The sequence below is a fragment of the Roseivirga spongicola genome, assembly GCF_001592965.1.
GTDB lineage: Bacteria > Bacteroidota > Bacteroidia > Cytophagales > Cyclobacteriaceae > Roseivirga > Roseivirga spongicola.
In genome coordinates, this window is record NZ_LRPC01000005.1 from 1 (window position 1) to 20,584 (window position 20,584).

General features: G+C 40.2%; 16 protein-coding genes. 8 read left to right on the plus strand and 8 right to left on the minus strand.

What is annotated here, in order from left to right; all coding sequences use genetic code 11:
• On the minus strand, positions 1-4,776 hold a 4,776-nt coding region (porU2, locus tag AWW68_RS07350), incomplete at its 3' end, for a putative type IX secretion system sortase PorU2 (protein WP_068218791.1).
• On the minus strand, positions 4,766-5,965 hold the full coding sequence (locus AWW68_RS07355) for a putative type IX sorting system protein PorV2 (protein ID WP_084375616.1): 1,200 nt from the start codon (positions 5,963-5,965) through the stop codon (positions 4,766-4,768). The genes AWW68_RS07355 and porU2, both read right to left, overlap by 11 nt.
• A 221-nt stretch (positions 5,966-6,186) precedes the next feature.
• On the opposite strand from AWW68_RS07355, the gene AWW68_RS07360 reads away from it, so the two are divergent.
• The 6 genes from AWW68_RS07360 to AWW68_RS07385 all read left to right on the plus strand — a co-directional run bounded on the left by AWW68_RS07360 (position 6,187) and on the right by AWW68_RS07385 (position 12,359).
• Positions 6,187-6,522: a PadR family transcriptional regulator gene (locus AWW68_RS07360; RefSeq protein ID WP_068218794.1), complete on the plus strand. Its 336-nt coding sequence runs from the start codon at positions 6,187-6,189 to the stop codon at positions 6,520-6,522.
• Positions 6,523-6,527: 5 nt separating this feature from the next.
• On the plus strand, positions 6,528-8,981 hold the full coding sequence (locus tag AWW68_RS07365; RefSeq protein WP_185101233.1) for a PspC domain-containing protein: 2,454 nt from the start codon (positions 6,528-6,530) through the stop codon (positions 8,979-8,981).
• A 134-nt stretch (positions 8,982-9,115) separates the two neighbouring features.
• A complete protein-coding gene (locus AWW68_RS07370; RefSeq protein ID WP_068218799.1) occupies positions 9,116-9,697 on the plus strand; it encodes an RNA polymerase sigma factor in 582 nt (193 codons plus the stop codon).
• A complete protein-coding gene (locus tag AWW68_RS07375; RefSeq protein ID WP_068218804.1) occupies positions 9,687-10,472 on the plus strand; it encodes a hypothetical protein in 786 nt (261 codons plus the stop codon). The genes AWW68_RS07370 and AWW68_RS07375 overlap by 11 nt, the downstream gene beginning before the upstream one ends.
• 26 nt (positions 10,473-10,498) lie before the next feature.
• The gene (locus AWW68_RS07380) at positions 10,499-11,371 is read left to right on the plus strand and encodes an outer membrane beta-barrel protein (RefSeq protein WP_084375617.1); all 873 of its coding nucleotides are present in this window, start codon (positions 10,499-10,501) and stop codon (positions 11,369-11,371) included.
• A gap of 25 nt (positions 11,372-11,396) precedes the next feature.
• Positions 11,397-12,359: a hypothetical protein gene (locus AWW68_RS07385; protein ID WP_068218810.1), complete on the plus strand. Its 963-nt coding sequence runs from the start codon at positions 11,397-11,399 to the stop codon at positions 12,357-12,359.
• Positions 12,360-12,429: 70 nt separating this feature from the next.
• Here the strand turns inward: AWW68_RS07385 and AWW68_RS07390 are convergent, their stop codons facing one another.
• Complete coding sequence (locus AWW68_RS07390; RefSeq protein WP_068218857.1) at positions 12,430-12,891, minus strand: GyrI-like domain-containing protein; 462 nt, start codon at positions 12,889-12,891, stop codon at positions 12,430-12,432.
• Between the two features lie 22 nt (positions 12,892-12,913).
• Positions 12,914-13,408, minus strand: a complete 495-nt coding sequence (locus AWW68_RS07395; RefSeq protein WP_068218813.1) for a hypothetical protein — start codon at positions 13,406-13,408, stop codon at positions 12,914-12,916.
• A 65-nt stretch (positions 13,409-13,473) separates the two neighbouring features.
• Here AWW68_RS07395 and AWW68_RS07400 point away from each other — a divergent pair, with 65 nt between their 5' ends.
• A complete protein-coding gene (locus AWW68_RS07400) occupies positions 13,474-14,055 on the plus strand; it encodes a TetR/AcrR family transcriptional regulator (protein WP_068218817.1) in 582 nt (193 codons plus the stop codon).
• 1 nt (position 14,056) lies between these two features.
• Here the strand turns inward: AWW68_RS07400 and egtD are convergent, their stop codons facing one another.
• The 3 genes from egtD to AWW68_RS07415 all read right to left on the minus strand — a co-directional run bounded on the left by egtD (position 14,057) and on the right by AWW68_RS07415 (position 17,488).
• Positions 14,057-15,022 (minus strand): L-histidine N(alpha)-methyltransferase, encoded by a 966-nt coding sequence (egtD, locus tag AWW68_RS07405; protein ID WP_068218820.1) that lies wholly within the window; start codon positions 15,020-15,022, stop codon positions 14,057-14,059.
• A gap of 1 nt (position 15,023) precedes the next feature.
• Positions 15,024-16,295 (minus strand): ergothioneine biosynthesis protein EgtB, encoded by a 1,272-nt coding sequence (gene egtB / locus AWW68_RS07410; RefSeq protein ID WP_068218823.1) that lies wholly within the window; start codon positions 16,293-16,295, stop codon positions 15,024-15,026.
• A gap of 101 nt (positions 16,296-16,396) precedes the next feature.
• Entirely contained in the window at positions 16,397-17,488 is a 1,092-nt protein-coding gene (locus AWW68_RS07415; protein ID WP_068218826.1) for a ferredoxin--NADP reductase, read from the minus strand.
• A gap of 175 nt (positions 17,489-17,663) precedes the next feature.
• On the opposite strand from AWW68_RS07415, the gene purB reads away from it, so the two are divergent.
• Complete coding sequence (purB, locus tag AWW68_RS07420) at positions 17,664-19,007, plus strand: adenylosuccinate lyase (protein ID WP_068218829.1); 1,344 nt, start codon at positions 17,664-17,666, stop codon at positions 19,005-19,007.
• Between the two features lie 60 nt (positions 19,008-19,067).
• On the opposite strand, the gene AWW68_RS07425 is transcribed toward purB, so the two are convergent.
• Entirely contained in the window at positions 19,068-20,582 is a 1,515-nt protein-coding gene (locus AWW68_RS07425) for a TolC family protein (protein ID WP_068218832.1), read from the minus strand.
• Positions 20,583-20,584 lie beyond the last annotated feature (2 nt).

A 20,584-nucleotide genomic window follows, 5' to 3' on the forward strand; every position in this document is an offset into this window, starting at 1 on the left:
AAACCTTGTACTAGTAGAGAATGGATTCGGATATGGATAAAAGTGAGTAATAGTAGACTCACTTACTACTTCAAAAGTAATTTCATAAGGCCCTACCCCTGCAGGGTTCCCAGAGGCATCACTTGCATTTACTTGCAGCATATATTCTCCATCTTCTAAGGCTTCTGGCTGAAACTGAATCTTGAAATTTTCATTTTCGGTGGCTGGCGTATAATTGACAAATCCATCGGAGAAGTTAATTCTCTTTAATGTACAGCCATCGCAAATCTGACCGAGGGAAATCTCTATGCCTGTGGTATCAGTCTTCAATAAATACGGATTGTTATCTCTGAGCTCAATATCTACGGTTGGGGTTGGAGAAACAATATCGCCATCCACTATATATACTCCATCGAAGGTTACATCCATAGCAGGGTTCACCTCGTCTTTCTTCACCTCTAGAAAGTCATCGAGCCTAATTACATTATTAGTATAGTACTGCTCTAGCTCATCTCCAGGGTTTACAAAAATCTCGAAATCGTTTAGCCCCAACTGACCTTCTGTTTCAATAGGCACAGTAAAATCTACCGACTCTCCTGCTGCCACCGGAGGAATCTGAATGTTAGCTGTTATTTCATTCCCGGTATTTTGGTTAGTTACGCTATAGTTCACATTCAATTGCCCCTGAAAACTATAAGCAGATATATTGCTAAACCTAAATTTTGCCTCGAAAGGCTCGCCATTCTGCAACTCAATTCGTTCATTTTGGTCGTTTTGCAGAGTCAATACCCCTTCTGGAACACCCTGATAAGTAACCACCCAGTTCTTTAGCTGAGGAGGTGTAGCAGAAACTCTATCTTTTGCACTTAAAAAGAGTCGCACATAAGGATACTGTTGAGGATCTATACTGCTCATATCGAGCTCATCTACATCATTCAAAGTAAACAAAACTGTTTCGGTTCCATCTTGTGCTCTACCACGTACTTCAAATACTAGCTCATCTTCAGCAGGGTTATCATCAAACCTTTTTGAAAGGCTACCCCATTGACTCACCGGACCAATTACCGGAGAAATAACTGACCCACTATCTGTACTTGCAAATATGGATGTCTGAAACTCTATTTCGGTACGAGTAGCATCAGTCTGAGCCCCTGCTGGTGTACCTTCTACTAAGGTAGCAGTCCCTACCGTGGCGCCTTTTACACCATATACAATCACTGGCTCACCAGCAACGCTTGGCAAGTCATTGGCCCTAACACCTATGCGCGGAAACTGATTGTTATTTAGGTCTGTCCAGCTATTATAATCGAGTTCTCCTATGCTGAACATCAATACGTAATCGCCAGTACTCACTCCATCTAGGTAGTTTTTGAGAAGCGCATCATCATTGTTAATGGCCGTACTCAAATTTTCATCTGGTATCCTATTTATTACTTGAGGTGTTACTCCACAGTTTAATGGATCTTGTGTCTCAAACTCTGCCCCTGGAGTTCTCAAAACTAAATAAGGCCTACCACTATCTTTGTCGAACGCAATAAGGTTTAGAGACTCTGGTGCGCACGAACCATTGGTAGAGCTTCTAAATAGTGACTGTCCGTTAATCTCTATTGTCATATTCAGCGGCTGCCCTCCTAAAGGGTGCTGTTCACCATAAGTAACAACATTGATGAATGTCTCATTCCCCTCAAAGATCCAGGTTTCAGAAGCCTCATCTTTACCAACAGAACTCAAGCTCAAATCTCTAAACTGATCGAATTCAGTTTGCCCCCATCCTTCAACACCATTCTGAATATTTGTAAAGGTAGAAACTGCCCAAGGCTGAGGATCTTCCAATAACTCCTCTTCAAAGATGGTTCTCCAGTAATATTGAATAGTATCATTAAGAGTGTGTGGCAATAAAGTAACCTCCCAGCTGGCCAAGCCTTTTCCCTCTAAATTATTCACTTGTTTCCACGGGCTATCGAAGGTATCTACCGTATCTATTTCAACAATGAAGTTTTGATCGTTAGCCTTTAAGTTGGCAGATTGAACTACTAGTTCTACTGTCTCTTTGTCTAAAGTAGCAAAGTTGGTTGGCGCAGTGTTGAAGGTGCCAGAGGCTCCAAGAAAGATAGAAGCAGAGGCAGTATTGTTAAACTCACTTCCCTCATCGACTTCATTGTTTAGATCTAAAGTAACTTCGAAAATATTCGCTCCAAAAACATCTAGCCCTTGGTTGCTCACTTCATAATAAACCGTATCTCTATTTCTTACAGGAGGAACCTCAATTTCAGGCAATTCTAACACCTGACCATTCGGCAAGGTTCTTCTCACATTTACCTTTACTGGTTCATCTGTAGTTCTACCAGCATTGTTTACCACCACCGCTAAATTGAAGAATTGCGTAGAAGCAGTTACTGGTAAGCCATTGATAGAACTAGCCCGAATATCTTCCTCGCGAACAATATAATCTACTTTATCATGACCGAAAATTGGAATTGCAGGGTCTCCCTGAAGATTGGTTTGCTCTACTAGGGCATGGTCAATTTCATTGATTGAAAAGCCTTGAAGATGCCTTTTTATCACCTCCTTCTGAATCTGACCTACAGACTTGGTCATCCACAAGGTATCGGCCATTACTTCGTAAAATTCCTCGGTATATTCTCTTAGGTAATTGGGGATTCCCACATCACTGTGAGCCAAAATATTCACGGCCCCTTTATCTCTTGCGGCCATCCAGTTTTCAACAAAAGCGTTGAAGTAGAAAATCTCGCCTCCTCTACAGCCATTCACCAACATTACTGGGTAGCGCCCTTTATTGTCGTAGCCGTAGGCCGGGTCGGTAACCCTTCCTACATCAATATCTGTATAGTTAGTAGAAGAGTGACCGAAAAAGGTAACAAAGCCAGTTCCGTTATTGATCTCTTCGGAAATATTGATGGTTTGGTATGCATTGTTATTCGTTTTAGAAACATTGGTTACAGCCGCCCCCAGATAGTCTTGAGCAATTATTCCTTCAAAGTCCTCAATAAACTCTCTAAAGCGGATTAGCTCATCGCTACTTATTCCTCCACTAAGCTGAAGAAAGTTCTTTGTCCATGGAGAGTTTTTAATGTTAGATTCCTTTTCAATCACTTTGTCTAGGTAATTGGCCACTTCAGCAGGCTTGGTAACCGACAAACGCCCCACGGGAAATACTGGCAAATGCTCGGTACCATCTAACTCAGTAGTGTAAACCACATCAGAACCAGGAGCCCCTAGAGTAGGCACTAATTCTGGTGTTCCTGCAGCCAGCGGATTAGGCAACCGCTGCATCTGATTATCTACTCTTCTAGATTTTCCAATTAGGAACAAATACTGTGGGTCTGCCTCCTGATAGGCCTTTCTTACAAATCGCTTAATAGCTAAAGGGGTATACTCTCCATAACTGAACTCATTATACAAATCAGTAACATCTGCATAGTGGACTTTCCAAGCCCCACCTTCTACTGATTTTCTATAATCTATATAAGCTTGAATCGGATCGTCATAAGAGCCATCGACTGGCTTTCGCAAAAACGGATGCGATACCATGAAGTAGTTGAAGCTACTAACATCTTGAAACTTGAATTGAACCGCTTCTACTTCTGCCTCCACTACATTACTTTCTCCTTTTAAAAAGAGCTTTTTCTCTGTAGAGGCTCCAGAAACACCCGCTAGGTAACTATTTGCATTGAGTTGACCTTGAATGAGTTTTGGGTTCTTATAATCCGTAACATCATATAGTGTTGGACTACTAGGCACATTTGGAATAAGAATCTGGCGACTACTTGCGTCTGGCTGAATGTAAAAGAACTTATCTGTGCCAAAAGCATCTATCTCTCTTGGATAACGTAGCCTTAAATAACCAATGGAAATGAGGTCTCGAGGGTATTCATCATAACCAACATTCTCAACCCTGAACACCACTCTGCCTTCATCGCTTACTCTATCCCAATTGAGCTGAAGGTTTTCTCGGGTTCCGAAGTTATTGAATGAAAGGGTAATATCTTGAACCAGAGGCTGGAGACCATCTTGAGACGGACCAACATAGGTATTGGCTCTATGTTGAGCTATATTATTGAACCCAATGATCTGAAAGGTCAACTCAGGTTTAGAAACACTAGGAAGTTGCTTGGTAATTCCATCGAAAACAAAATCTCTCTTGTTTCGGCCACTAGCTACGGTTGAAGCTGTTTTCTCTATGACATCGCTCATAAACATTTGTCCAACGTCATAGTAAGATCGCTTCACCTCGCCAGTAGGGTTACCGATAGGGTAATACTGACCAAAGCTGAAGACTTCTGAGCGAACTTGTAAAATATTCTCCTTATGATAAGTGATAGAGGGAAGACCACTTGGGCTAATATTTTCTACCTGCATTCTCTTACCTTGAGCCTCACCTACGGTTAAAAAGAAGGCGGTGGTGTCTGAGAACATGTTATAGAACTTATGGATTTGATGCTGTGGCCTATAAAACAGCTCTGTATCTTGAGTTCCGTCATTTTTTCTACCCCAGAATTCTATGTAATCATCGGCATCAAAAGATGCATCGTCCATACCTACCGTTCTGATAGCTACCTCCTCGCCTCGGTGAAATAGTTGAAGTTGGGCAGGAGAAATACTGGATACATCGAAGCCCGCATCTACTAAAGCTTGATAAGTGATTCGATGAACATCATCAGTCCCTGTCTTAATCTTAAAGTAAGATTGGTCGTAATTAATCCACTCATTGCCTAGCTGTTGCCCAAGCAGCAAGTGCCCCATTAACAAAAAGAAAAGTACAAGCTTACTTCTCATCCTTACCCTCCTTTTTCACAATTCTCCTCTTATTTCTAGAATAAATACCTGGCAGTTTTTCTAATGAATACAGAATAGAAAATACATGGGAGTAAGGCGATTCTGCAACATTACCTATATCTGTAAGGGCATAGTCTATGGTGAAGTCTTCTAATTTGATACCCATGCCTACATTGGGTTGAAAAGACCAAAAAGTAGACTCGTTGCTCTGTTCAGCAAAACTAAAATCCTTGACCCGCTGAAAATTGCCAACGCCCATTCTAAAGAAGAACTTATCTTCATAGTCAAACTCGGCCCCTAACTGTGGGTCTATTGAAGTAAATCGAGATTTAACGAGTACATTCCTTCTGCCATCAAAAGTAAATACTAAATCGGCCGATGCCAATACATCAACTTTGTTGGTAATCTTAAATGACCTGGAAGCCCCAAAAATTGCTTTAGGTAAAGTAATCTCTGTTGAGTTACCAGGTATTTCATTATTGGTCTGATTGAAAATTGGCCTGAGTTCCTCCTTATTGATGGTCCAAGTATTAAAAGTAGTAGTAATGTCTCTGAGCATTACACCAAAGTTCCAATCGTTATAGCGGTACTTAGCTGAAGCATCTAAACCAAAGCCCCAAGCATCGGCAAACTCGCCAATTCTTCTTCTTATCACTTTGGCATTCATTCCAAAAGTTAGCCCTCCGCCATCAGCAAAGTTTTCACCAGAAATAAAGCTCACACCTCGAGCGTAAGAAAATACTATGGCTAAATCTGAAGAAGAGAAAAAGTTGATTCTGGAATAATCTATTCGACCCTGATCGTCAAACAACAACCTAGTATCTGGAATATCATCTATTCCTAAGCGAATAATACCTATACCCATGTGGCTATCAGTATCTATTGCCATTGCAGCTCCTAGATAGTCGTAATTAGCTACTCCAGCAAAGTAAGCTGCATGCTGAAAAGAGAACTGATACCTATGTTCTATATCGGTTAGTGCTGCCGGGTTCCAATAAATAGAAGTTACATCGTCAGAAACGGAGGTCATAGCATTAGACATAGCCAATGCCCTTGCTCCAACTCCTATTGCCATAAACTCATTACTGTACTTAGGAGAACTCTGAGCCAAGACCTTATGAGAGGACAAAAATATAGGGATGAGCAACACCCCTTTTAATATATAAACCGCAATGTGCTTCACGCTCATGTGTAAGTACTACAACCCAAAAATAATTATACCTACTGGATTTGCAGCATTTTTAAGCTTCAACCTCCAGAAAGATTTTTTATTATCTAAATCGGGCTAAAAACATTCGTAAAACCACTTTTTCACAACCTAAGCACCACAAGGTAATATTTTTTATATAGTACTATGCAACACATAGTACCTTCTTTCGTATATTTGCACAAGGTCTAAAACTTGAATAGATGAATTTGGAGAATACACAAGTGCAAATGCGGAAGGGGATTTTAGAATTCTGCATACTGCATATCATTTCGAGAGGCGAGGTCTACGCCTCCGACATGCTCGAGGAGCTAACATCGGCCAAAATCATGGTTGTTGAAGGAACACTTTATCCACTATTAACGAGGCTTCGCAAAGCAGGTCTTGTTGAATACAAGTGGGTAGAATCTAGCTCGGGGCCACCCCGAAAGTACTACACTATCACATCTCAAGGCCAGGAATTTGTTAGCAGCCTTGACAAAACCTGGAAGGAGTTGGTCAACTCCACCTCACAAATCATCACAAAAAAATCTAAGTAATGGTCATGAAGAAGAACATAAGTATCAATATAAGCGGCATCATTTTTCACATCGAAGAAGATGGTTATAAAAAACTCAAAGACTACCTAGACTCTATCAATAAGTACTTCAGTAGCTATGAAGAAAGTGAAGAAATTATTGCGGATATAGAGAGCCGTATCGCTGAGCTTTTCTTAGAAAAACTAGATGAAGATGGTAAACAAGTAATCTCTAATGAAGACATAGATCAGCTTGTAAGCACCATGGGGAAAATATCTGACTTTGAAGCCATGGAAGAAGAAGCTGGTTTTACACCTGCTGGCGAGCCAAAGGAGAGCAAAACGGAAAACAAATCTTCTGCAAAGCAGGAATACCAAAACACTTACGAAAAAAGAAAGCTATACCGCGACCTGAATAATCAGATTGTAGGTGGTGTGGGGTCTGGTTTGGCCAATTACTTCAATGCGGACCCTATATGGTTTAGAGTAGGGTTCTTACTATTGCTTGGTACAGGTTTTGGCCTTTTAGGCTACATCATTCTTTGGATAGCAGTTCCAGGTTCAAGAGAGCTTAAAGAAGATGAAAGCATTAAGAAATTCTACCGCGACCCAGACGATCGGGTACTTGGAGGTGTTGCCTCTGGTTTGGCCAACTACTTCCGGACAGACTCCATCGTATTCCGGATAATTTTTATAGTTCTGTTCTTCGGAGGCGTAGGTATCATAGCATATATAGTCCTGTGGATCATTGGTCCGCAGGCTAAATCTCTTACAGACAAAATGCAGATGAAAGGGCAAAAAGTAACCCTTTCTAATATCGATTCTAACATAAAAAGAAGCAAAGAAGAAGATCTTAATCCCAAGGGAGAAGGAGCTTTTACTAAAATCCTTTTATTCCCATTTCGCTTAATCGGCAGAATCTTTAGAGCAATTGGTAGTGCATTAACCCCTCTCCTTTTGTTCATTGCCGCTGCCTTTAGAATATTTATAGGAGCCGTTATTTCCATAGTCGGAATCTCTGCAATGTTCAGCCTTTTAGTTACTGCAGGAGTATTATTGGGGCTTCATGATAGTGATTGGTTTATGTTTAACGACTCAGACTTCCCACTTCATATTTTCTATAACACGCTACCCGAAATAGGAATTCTTTTCGCCTTTGCTGCGATTTTCATTCCTTTCCTATACTTGTTCATTGCAGGCATTACCATTATTGCCAAGCGAAAAGTGATGAGCAGCTCTGTAGGTTGGAGTATTTTGGGTATTTGGATGATCTCGGTTTTGGGAACATTTGCCACTGTGCCGAATGTAGTTCGTGATTTCAGAGAAGAGGGCTATCACGATGTTTCAGAAGTGATAAACATAGAAGCAGATACCGTTACACTCTCATTAAGCGAGAGCAAAGAATACAGTTCTGAATTTAGAAACAGAAGAAGGTATAGACGTAACAACAGCTACAAGTCAGAATTTACCGACCTAGACATTCGTGTTAGTAGAGATAACACTTGGAGAATAGACAAAAGAGCTACAGCCAGAGGTAGAAACATTGAAGATGCTGATAGAAATGCAGAAGAAATAGCTTACGAATATCGAGTTACAGGAAACGAGATCGTCTTCGACAATGAACTTACCATGCCTGAAGATGCTGAGTTTAGGTTCCAAGACTTAGATATTACGCTACATATACCTGCGAACCAACCATTCAAAATCAATACCGACATGGGCAACTTGCTCAACTACTTCAGCTACCGTTACAACTGGTGGGAGGTTTACAGAAATACGTGGATGCTCGATGACGATGGCACTCTAATATGTCTTACTTGTGAAGAAGAGGCTGATGAAGAAAACGATGGCTCAACCAGCAACTCTGATTCAAAAACCTTTGAGTACAGCGACTTTGAAAAGATTTCGGTTTACACCGGACTACCTGTGACTATTAAGCATGGAGAAACATATGAAGTAACAGCAGAAGGCTCTAGCAATAAGTTTGACGAACTAAACTTTAGAATTAATGCAGGCAACCTAATCATTTCAGCTAAAGATGATTTTAACAATTGGCGCGGCACAGAATTGATCATTCAACTTCCAGAATTAAAAAACCTAAGCCTTAATGACGATGCCAATGTAACTGTGAATGGCACTAGCTTGGTAGACACCCGAATTGTGTTAACAGACCAAGCTCGACTTCAGCTTACTGGCCGTCTTCAGCGTCTATCCTTATTGGCACTGCAAGAGAGCAGAGTAGATTCTGATGCAACTATTGACGACCTAACCATGGAAGTAATGGACAAAAGTAGGTTTTACGGGTATGATGGAGAAGTTGTAGACTGTAAGCTAACTACAAATTCAGAAGCAAGAGCTAGACTAAATATTACCGAATACCTAGCTGTAGAAGCCAACGGATTCTCTTCGGTAAGATACAAAGGCTCTCCTAAAGTGGATATAAAAGACAAATCAAATTCAGCAATTATAAGCCAATACTAGAATACACAACTAACTGAATAACAATACATTTACTATCTTTAACCTGCACGCATGTCTGTTAAATAAAAAAATTGACAACATGCGTGCAACGTTATTTATCATTCCTACATCTACCTTGTGTAGTCAACCAAAACATGCTTCAAATCAAAAGGTCAAAAACTGAAGAGAGGCTCTTAGAAGATTGCCGTAAAGGCGACAGAAAAGCGCAAAGAGACGTGTACGAAAAGTACTCAGGGCTCATGTTTTCTATATGTCGCAGGTATATCAATGAGCCAGAGGCGGCAGAAGATGTTTTGGTATGCGGATTCATGAAGGTGTTCAGCAAAATAGACCAATTTAAGAGTGAAGGCAGCTTTGAAGGCTGGGTTCGCAGAATAATGGTCAATGAATCACTCACATACATCCGAAAAAATAAAAGCCTGTATATGCAGGTAGAGATTGAAAATGCAGAGCGCGAGCCCGACTACAGTCAGCTTAGCGATCACCTGGAAGAAGAAGACCTCATGAAAATGATCAACAGACTTCCGGCCGGTTACAGAACGGTTTTCAACCTCTACGCTATTGAGGGTTTTTCACACAAGGAGATTGCCGAACAACTGGGCATAAGTGAAAACACTTCTAAATCTCAGTTGAGTAGAGCAAGAGCACATTTACAAAAGCTTTTGATCGAGGCAGAGCGTTTTATGAATGATAAATTAATGAGCCATGAAGGGTAATAAAATTGATGAACTCTTCCGTAACGGACTTGAATCTCACAAAGCTAGCGCACCAGTTGGCGCATGGGATAAAATAGAAGCTGGCCTTCCACAAAAGAAGAAGAAAGGTGCAATCTTCTGGATTAGCATAGCAGCTAGCTTTACACTATTAGCTGCAGTTAGTTGGTTAGCATTAGACAACAAGCAGCAAGCTCAGCTACAACAGCAGGAAATTCTTTCTGAAAAAGAAGCCCAACCCGAGAGCCTTAACAAAGGCACCCTAGCTCAGGAAGAAAATCAACAAGAATATCCTGTTCAAAACAAGACTGTTCCTACAGAGAAAATTGATCCTATCTCAAATGAAATTGATCAACTTCCTTTACTAGTAGCAGATAATTCAGCAAGCTCAAAAGAGATTCAAGAAGAGATTCAGGCCGAATTTCAAGAAATGAATGAACAAGCTTTTGAGCTGAAAATAGAACTTATTCAGCCAAGGGCTCTTAAGCCACAATTTATGGCTCGAAACCTATCGAAATCAGACTTTATTATTAACACAGACTTCTTGAAGGAGAGCTTTTCTATTGCCCCAGAAGGAAGGGATGCACTTGAAAACGAACGCAAGAAAAAGTTTGGCTTCTTAGACGGCATAGTATCTATGGCCAAAAGTGTTAATAGCGGAGCAAAGGCCATTTCTGAAATGAGAAAGTCCAAGAACGAATGGGTTAGCAACGATCTTAAATACGGTGATAAAGCCGAAGACTCAAAAGAAGAAGACTCTGATTTGAAACAACAATAGTCTAAACTCAAAATAACTTATTAGCAATGAAAACTATCTTTAAAACTGCCTCACTTATCGTGTTGGTCACATGCTTGGTGAGCCCAAATGTCTACGGCCAAAATGGTCTTTCAGACAATCTATCAATTACTTCAAGCGTATTTCAGAAGGGTTTAACTCCTTCAAAAAACTTAACGGAGTACACACCAACCAATTCGCTGAGAGTAGAAAAACCAACTAGTTCTGCAGAGTTCTCTAGCACAACAAATAGAAGAGACAGAAGCTTCGGCATAGACAAGTACTACCCGAGAAGAGGCACTCAAAACTTTGTAAACTTCTACCTAGGTTTAAACAACTGGTTAGAAGATGGAGATTTGCCAAACAGTGATAAAGCCTACAGCTTGATACCAATTAACTCGTGGTACTTTGGCGTAAACTTCGACAATGTAACTAATATACTAGGCCCACTTTATCTAGACTGGGGTATTGGCGCTAGCTTAATGGATTATGCCTTTGAAAACACTCGTGTACAAGTAGTGAAAGAAGATGATGGCATAGTATTTCAGGAGCTGGCAGATATTACTGGTAGAAAAAGTAAAATCAATGTAGGGTACTTAAATGTACACTTTGTTCCCACCATTGCTTTTGGCAGATATAGAGATTTCCGCGTTGGCTTCGGAGTTTATGGTGGCTACCGAATAAGCAGCAATACCAAGATGAAGTTTGATGATGCCGATGGCAACAAGCAGAAGGAAAAAGTTAAGGACAGCTTTCATATTAACTCGTTCAAATACGGATTTAGAGCACAAATTGGATGGGATTTCTTTGATATGTTCTTCAACTATGACTTGGTAGAATTCTTCAATGAAGATGTAGATGCTCCAAGGCTAACTCCAGTAACATTCGGAATTGTATTCTAATACGAACTCAAAACTTACAAACAACATGAAAAAAATTACTCAAACTATCATCGTGGGACTGATACTGGTCATGTCAGTCTCACAAGCACAAGCTCAGTGGCGCTGGATGCGTTATGGAGACTACGAAAAATTAGATACTGTGGTCAGTATCCCTAAACATGAAAGCAACAAAGTCTATATTTCTGATGATGACTTTTACTTACGCATAGGTTTCTTTGGCATGGAAGTAGAAGTTGAAGATCGTTGGGATTGGGACTGGGACTATGACAGCAACTGGAGAGGCAGACGTAACTCCAACACAATTGAGTATTACGAACAGCACGATCATGGTACCCTGAAAGGCCTTAATCTTGAGTTCGGTTTTAATAACTTTTTGAAAAACGGTGACTTTCCTTCTTCTAGCGATCTGTATCAGGTGAAACCAATCAGCTCAAACTATGTCGGCCTTTTATGGAATCATACTACCTATGTTTCTGGGCCTCTTTACTTAGAGTGGGGCGGTGGATTTAGCTGGTACAATTTCAAATTTGAAAATGCCGCCACACGCTTAGATCCTAACGGAGGTCAGCTAAACTTTATAGAAGACACCAACGCCAACAGCGTACTCAAAAGTAAGCTAAAAGTAACTTACATTGGTTTTCAGGCAGTTCCTATGCTAGACTTCGGAAGAGGAAAACGCGTAGTGAGAAGGTTTATGGAAGACGATGTTCGTGTTGGGTTTAGCGCACGTAGAGGCTTTAGAATTGGTATTGGACCTTATGTTGGCCTAAGGTTAAGCAACAAGGCAAAATACATCTATCGTAATGATGATGGTAGACAGAAGGATAAAGAAAAAGGCGGGTTCTTCGTGAACGATTTCCGATACGGCCTGAGAGCGCAAATAGGAATTAATGGTTTTGATATGTTCATGACTTACGACATGAATGAGCTATTTGAAGAAGGGAGAGGTCCGCAGCTAAACCCAATAACTATAGGAGTTACTTTTTAAACTCTTTGAGAAGAGTACTTGAAAGGGATATTTAAACTTCGGTTTGGATATCCCTTTTTTCCCTTTACTCTTAATCTATAGCAATGAACACATCTACTTCTGCATCGCTCCAATTAGCACTTCTTTCGTCATACACCTCAAAATCAAAGGTAAAACTCCTGTTCACATTACTCGACCAAATAGACTTCCATATATCGGTAATACACTCCGGCATCACTCCTTTAGCCAAAAACCTTTGATATGTCTGACTTGGTATGGTTAAGGTTTGCAAACCAGTCGGAACGGTTACATTTTCAGGTACTGCACAACCAATAAAGTACGAAAATGGCTGATTTTCATCTCCATCATAGTCAAAATAAACTGCATATATAGCGTTATTGAGCTTACCTGCTATCTGATCTGCAATAGCTTCCTTTTCAAACTTTTGCCATAACTCCCCACAGTCTTTACTAGACTGCCCGTTCTCATTGCTCGTTTTTCCAGCAAGTCTCAAACCTATAAGCCTGATTGGTTCCAATTGTGTGTTTTTCATATAATAATGGTTATTTGTTTTACTATGCTTCCATCCACTTTTTCTCATCTCCCTTAAGCTTAAGGAGTTTAGAAAAGTACCTGCCAGAAGGTCGGTTGGCTGTAATTAAAATCAAGAACAAGGTAAAGACAAGCGCGTAAATCATGTCTCCTTTTTCGTACAATCCATAAGCACCTATTCCAGCACCCAGTGCCCATAATACGTTCCTATAGATTATCGGCTTCTTGAGCATTTTCAGTTTCACATCTAACTCCTTTACCTTGTCTGTTCCTCTACGCACATCTCTAGTCCAAGTAGCAGTTGTTCTTACAATAATGTATCCTACCCCAATGAACATTACCCCATGAAACATCAGGTCTGGATTCTCAAAAACTACAGATCGGAGGCTACCATTTCCATCTTTCTCAAGAAAAACCCAGCCAAAGGCTAAAAGTGGGAGCACTAAAAAAAGATAAACAACAGACTCTAACTGCTTGATAAAAGTACTTTTATTGAATTGCGGGTCGCTTAATTCCATAGAGTGTCTATATTAGCCAAATTCGAATACTTGCTAACACCTGTTAGCCTCATTACTTTTGTTAAATGGAAACTGTGGTAAAGAAAACGCGCAAGCAACAAATAGAAGAAAAAGCTACCAAACTATTTCGACAAAAAGGCTACGCGGCCACTTCTATGAGAGACCTTGCTCAGGTGCTTGGCATAGAAGCGGCCAGTCTTTATTCACACATCAAATCTAAGGAAGAAATACTTCAAAAGATATGTTTCCGAATGGCAGATGAATTTTTTGACGCCTGGAAAGAAGTAGAAATGGAGTCGGGCAACCATGCTGCTAAAATGGAAAAGGCTGCTATTTGTTATGTAAAAGTGATTACTAAAAACACTGATGCTTCTGCCGTTTTCTTTCACGAATGGAGACACTTAAGTGAGCCATACCTTTCGGAGTTTTTGGCCATGAAAAACGACTATGAAGGCAGGTTTATAAAAATTCTCAGAGACGGCATGCAAAGCGGTGAATTTCACGAAGCAGATGAAAAGTTTATGATGCTCACCATTTTATCATCACTCAACTGGACCCATAACTGGTACAAACCCTCAGGAAATTTAAGCCCAGAAGAGGTTGGCTCAAAACTAGCCAACCTAATTCTTAATGGCCTCAAAAAATAGCCTATACTTTTTCCCAGAGGCTATCTACAAACAACTCTTTGCTGTCAGTAAAGTGGCGAACAATTTTAAAACCAGCATACTGAGCAAATTCTTCGATCATTTGGAATGAGTATTTCTGAGAAACCTCAGTGTGAATAGCCTCCCATTGCTTGAGTTCTAGCGTATAATCAATTGCTTTGAAGTGAACCTGCTGAGCCTCTCTACTTACCAAGTAGCTCTTGGTCTCTCCTGTAATAGGGTTATAAGTTGGGTAATGCTGAAACTTATCTACATCGAAGTCAGCATCTAATTCATCGTTAATTCTCTTTAGTAAGTTGAGGTTGAAATCTCTCGTAACACCTTCTCTATCATCATAAGCAGCAAGCACTACTCTAGGGTCTTTCATTAGATCGAAACCTATGAACAGCATATCTCCGCTAGAGAGATTATTACTCAATTCTTTAAGAAAATTCTTACCCGCTTCTAGCCCGAAGTTACCAATGGTTGAGCCAAGAAAAAGCAGTACCTCCTTTTGTAGGTGGTTAGAATTAAGCTCGCTTAATGCTTTAAAATAATCTCCTTGAATGCAATCTATCTTTAGGTTAGGAACTGCCTTGAGCACCCCCTCCTCTAATTGATTCAGTACACTTTGAGAAATATCTATAGGACTGTAAACAAAGTCGGTGCCCTCATTTACGAAGTGCTCTAGTAGTACTTTTGTCTTAGTTCCATCGCCAGCACCTAATTCAACCAACCTAAAGTTAGCATCGCCCCCTAAGAAGCTTTTTAAAATTTCAGCCCTATGGCTTTTTACAATTTCCATTTCCGCCCTAGTGAGATAGTACTCATCTAAAGCCATAATTTTCTGAAAAAGTCTATCCCCTTCGGCATTATAAAAATACATTGAAGGGAGTTGCTTTGGGGTTTGGTTTAAAGCATTCACTACATCTTTTGCGAACGTCTTGTTAACCTCTATTGTATGCTCCATGTTAGGTGAATTCTGCCAGTCTAAAACCTGTGAAATGCCAACGCAGGTGTGGATGAAAAAAGTTTCTGTAAGTTGGCCTAATATGATTGGCCATGGTAGCAAATGAGCCTCCTCTTAGCACCATTTGGTTAATCATGAATTTACCATTGTATTCGCCTAAGGCGCCATCTACTTTTTGGTAATGCGGGTAAGGCAAGTAAGCCGAATTGGTCCACTCCCAAGCATCGCCATAGAACTGTGGGTTAGCGCCCACTCTTGGCATAGTTCGGAAGTTGCGGCTGTCCATAAAATTGGCCTCCGCAGGTATTTCTGGCGAGTGAAGCTTACAAGCTACTTCCCACTCAAATTCCGTAGGTAATCTCATCCCCTTCCACTTGGCAAAAGCGTCTGCCTCATAAAAACTAATATGAGTTACCGGCTCATCGAGATTCAGTTTCTCCTTTCCTCCAAGCGTAAAGTAGAACCACTCTCCCTCCTCTTTTATCCAGTAAAAAGGAGCTCTAATATTCTCTTTCTTTACCCACTCATGGCCCTCCATTAGCCAATGGTTGAAATTTCCGTAGCCACTATCTTCAACAAACTCCAGAAACTCGCCATTAGTAACCAACCTATCCTGAACCTGAAATCCGGGCAGATAAACTTTGTGCTTACCTTCCTCATTATCGAAATGAAAATCTTTACCCTCATAGCCAACCTCATAAACACCTTCATCAACCCTAAGCCAGTTGGTCTTTAAATTAGGTTGATAGTCGGGAAGGTTGCTCCTCTTATAAGTAGGAAATAACGGATTGATGCCTAAAATATGCTTGATGTCGTACACCATCAATTCTTGATGCTGTTGCTCGTGGTTAAGTCCAATTTCAAAAACATTCAACTGCTCTTCATTGAGCTCAGTGGTTTTTAAAAATTGCAACATGCTATCATCAACATAGCTTCTGTAAGCCATGATTTCCTTAACCCAAGGGCGACTCAATACTCCGCGTTCCGAGCGAATCCACCGATCTCCCTCATTTTCATAATAGCTATTAAATAAGAAGGGGTAATCGTCATCGAATAAGCGGTAATCTGAGACATACTTTTTAAGAATGAAAATCTCAAAAAACCATGTTGTGTGAGCCAAGTGCCACTTAGGGGGGCTCACGTCTACTACGGGTTGAACCACAAAATCTTCAGGCTGAAGCGGTTCACAGATTTCTAAGGTAAGTTGCCTTACTTCATTAAAACGGTTGGTAAGTTCTTGCTGCCGACCTACCTGGGCTGTGGAAATATCCATATTGTGAGTTAATGAATATAGAACACAAACCCAAAGCCAATGGTTTAGGAAAACCTAAAAGGTCGGGAGAATAACAGAAAGATAATGTAGAGAAAGGTCTGTTAACCTATCTCCACTACAACATCGTCAGTCATAGGATGCCCCACACAGAGAAGCACATAGCCCTCTTCCAGCTCCGCTTCAGAAAGGCCATCACTAGCATCCATTTTCACTTTACCCGATACACATTTACCTCTACAAGCAGTACACAATCCGCTTTGGCAAGAGAACGGAAGGTCTATCATTTCATCTAAACCCTTCTCAAGAATAGTCTCTTTTGGTTCAACAGTATATTTGTGCTCTTCTCCATCTAGAATAACCGTAACCTCTCTTGCTACAATTTCTTCAGATTCATTAGTAGGCTCAACCGCACTTGAGCTTGGCGTAAAGCTTTCCTTTCTAATCAGTCCTTCAGCAACACCAAGGTTTTTAAGTGAGTTAATGGCTATATCCATCATCGGAGTAGGCCCACAAACAAAGTATTCTGCCTGAGCATCGTTAACAGACTCTTTTACCTGCTGAACAATAGATTGAGAAATATAGCCTTGGTGCTGTCCGTAATTATCGTCATTACTCTCCAGCACATGTATTACTTCCAGTTGAGCGAATCGGTCTTTTAAAGCCTCTAATTGTGACTTGAAAATGATAGATCCGGCATTTCTATTGGCATATAACAAAGTCACTTTTGAGTTTGGCTCAATGTTCAAAGCCGATTTTGCTAAAGACATCATGGGTGTAATTCCACTTCCTCCAGCAATTAGAACTATGTTTCTAGAATTATTGGCTGAGAATTCTGTAGTGAAATTTCCTAAAGGTGGAATAACCTGCATTGTATCTCCAGCTTTCACTTCTGAATTCAAGTAATTAGAAACAATACCCCCCTCTACTCTCTTTACTGCCACAGCTGGAAACTCGTCTACTTCTGGTGAAGAACAAACCGAATAAGACCTTCTTTCCTCTTTCCCATTAACATTTACAATAAGGGTAAAGAACTGACCAGCCTTATAATTAATCTTACCATTCTCTGGGTTTTCAAAATGAATAGAAACAGCATCAGCGGTTTCCTTCACCACATTCTTCACCTTGAGACTGATAATGCCAGTATCCTGTTTTTCAATCTTATCTTTCTTCTTCTTGAATAAGCCAAAAGCCATAGTTATCTATTTTCTCGTGTAAGAACCCAATGTAAACCAAAGGGTTCATTTGCTGGCAAAAATAATGAGTAATGCCTTACGAATGAAGTATATGCCAATACATTGCCTTTGATTTCTCAGGTTCAAGAATTTGGATTGCTTATCTTTGCGCTTTCCAAAAAAATAATCGCTTTTCATGGATTTAAGCAGCTTAACAGGCATTTCTCCGGTAGACGGAAGATACAGAAGAGTAACCGCAGACTTAGCGGCTTACTACTCAGAGTTCGCTCTTATTAAATACAGAGTAGAGGTTGAAGTAGAGTACTTTATTGCGCTTTGCGAAATGCCACTCCCTCAGCTTGAAGGAGTAAACCAAAACGTTTTTGAAGACCTAAGAAATGTCTACAGAAACTTTAGCATTTCTGATGCTCAAAGCATTAAGGAAATAGAAAAAACAACCAACCATGATGTAAAAGCGGTTGAGTATTTCTTGAAAGAAAAATTTGATGGCCTAGGACTAAGCGATGTGAAAGAGTTTATTCACTTTGGACTAACCTCGCAAGACATTAACAACACTTCAGTTCCTCTTTCATTGAAACGAGGACTACATGAAGTAATTGAGCCTGCTATTTTAGAGGTTAATGACCTTATTAAGCAAATGGCTGAAAGCTGGAAAGAAGTTTCCATGTTAGCCAAAACTCACGGACAACCTGCTTCTCCTACTAGGCTAGGTAAAGAAATGGTTGTATTTTCTACTCGGGTTGAAGAGCAATTGGTATACCTTGGTGATATTCCGTTTGCAGCTAAGTTCGGTGGCGCCACTGGTAATTTCAATGCTCACCATGTAGCCTACCCTGAAACTAATTGGATTGAATTCGGTGATAACTTTGTAAAGGAGTACTTAGGACTTCATAGAAGTCATCCTACTACTCAAATTGAGCATTATGATCACTTGGCTGCATTGTTTGATGTACTAAAAAGGATTAACACCATTCTGCTCGATTTCTCTAAAGACATCTGGCAGTATGTTTCCATGAACTACTTCAAACAGAAAATCAAAGAGGGTGAAGTTGGCTCATCGGCCATGCCACACAAAGTAAACCCTATAGACTTTGAAAATGCTGAAGGGAACTTCGGGATTGCTAATGCTGTATTTGAGCACTTGTCTGCTAAACTCCCAATTTCACGACTCCAGAGAGACCTTACCGATTCTACCGTACTAAGAAATGTTGGTGTTCCACTGGGCCACACTCTAATTGGCCTAAAGTCTCTAGTAAAAGGAATTAACAAGCTTGAGTTGAACCAAACAGCAATAGATGCCGACTTAGAAGATAACTGGGCTGTAGTTGCAGAGGCCATCCAGACTATTCTTAGAAGAGAGGGCTACCCTAAACCTTATGAGGCACTTAAAGGGCTAACTCGCACAAATTCTAAAATCACAGAACAGACTATTAAGGAGTTTATTCAAACCCTGAATGTGAGCGAAGAAGTGAAGGAAGAGTTGGGAAGAATTACCCCGTTCAACTACACAGGTATGTAAAAAAGGAAAGCCCCGGACATCAAGTCACGGGGCCTTCGAATAGACAAAATCTATTTCTATTTATCTCTTCGGCTGAACCTCAATCACTGAGTCAGTCTTAGGATCATACTCCAATAATGGATTGTAAAGCAATTCATTATTACGGAAGTCATAAAGAGTTAAGCTTCTCAACTCATAATAAGCAACCCAATACTGTTGCAGAGCACTCACATAGTTTCTTACTGCTGAGTCCTTTGTTTCACGAGCATTGTTTAATTCCAAAATCCCAACTTTACCAGCCAAGTACCTTCCATTAGTAATTTCAAATCCCTTTAAAGCAATAGCTTGCCTTTTCTCAGCTATCTCAATTTGATTTCTAATCTGATCGAAGTTTCTAACAGCATTAGTAATCTCTTGCTCAAAGTTGATCTCGTTTTGCTCTACTGTAAACTCAGTATTTGTTTGTCTTGCTTTTGCTTGGTTCATTCTAGCCTTGTTTCTACCTCCATCCAAAATAGGAAGGGTGAAAAATAAGTTAACCGTAGAACCCGTAGCTACATTATTACCGTCATAGACATCCCCTAAATCAGTAGTCTGTGCACTATTATATCCAAAAGTTGCTCCTAGACTAGCATTAAACCTTTGAGCTCTAGCGGAGGCTACTTGTCTCTCAGCCTCTAATCTTTGAATCCTAAAGTCAAGAAATTCTGCCCTATTATCCTTAGCGTATTGTAAAGCTTCTTCAGCATCTATGTAGAACTCAGGAACTTCAGCAGGAGGAACTAACTCAAGGCTTACATCATCTCTCAAGCCTATAAAATTCCTCAATTCTAATGAAGTAGATTGAACATCTAATCTTGCTTGTTGCGCTTCAGTCTGAGCAGTCAACAAGTTCAGTTCTGTTTGAAGCAGCTGATCTTCAGTTGATGTACCAATATTATATCTTCCCTCTTCTATACGATAGATGGTATCATTGGACTGTTCGTTTTGAATAGCAATTTCTAGGTTCTTTTGTTCAACCAATAGCCTAAAGAAGAACTGCGCTGCAATTCTAGAAGTCTCTTCCATAGCTTGTACATAACTTCTTTTGGATTGCTCATATTCCAATGGAGCTATTTGCCTATTCCACTTGAATTCATTAACAGCAAACAAAGGCTGTTCTATAGAAAAGCTCACTGGATCACCTTGATACCTAGTAACATCTCCATCATAATCATCGAATCGCTGAAGCCTCGTATCTACAGAAACTGTTGTATTAGTCCAAGGTAATACCTGCTCCAAGCCAAGTCGAAGCTCTGAATTATTTTGGTTAACAGTTCTATACTGAACCGAACCATCTGGCTGAATAATAGGAGTTGCTCTATTGACATATGCAGGTAGAGTACCTCTTAATAAAAGCTGTGGTCTCATTTGAGATTTAAAAACCTGATTACTCCAATAACCTAATATTCTGGAAGTCTCTGCTTGCTTAGCACTTCTCGAGTTCTCCTTTGCTAAACGGATTGTTTCTTCTAGTGTAAGCACTTTTTTTTCTTGAGATAGTGATACACTAACCAAGCAACAAAGTGCTGCAATTGTAAAAATGACCTTTTTCATAT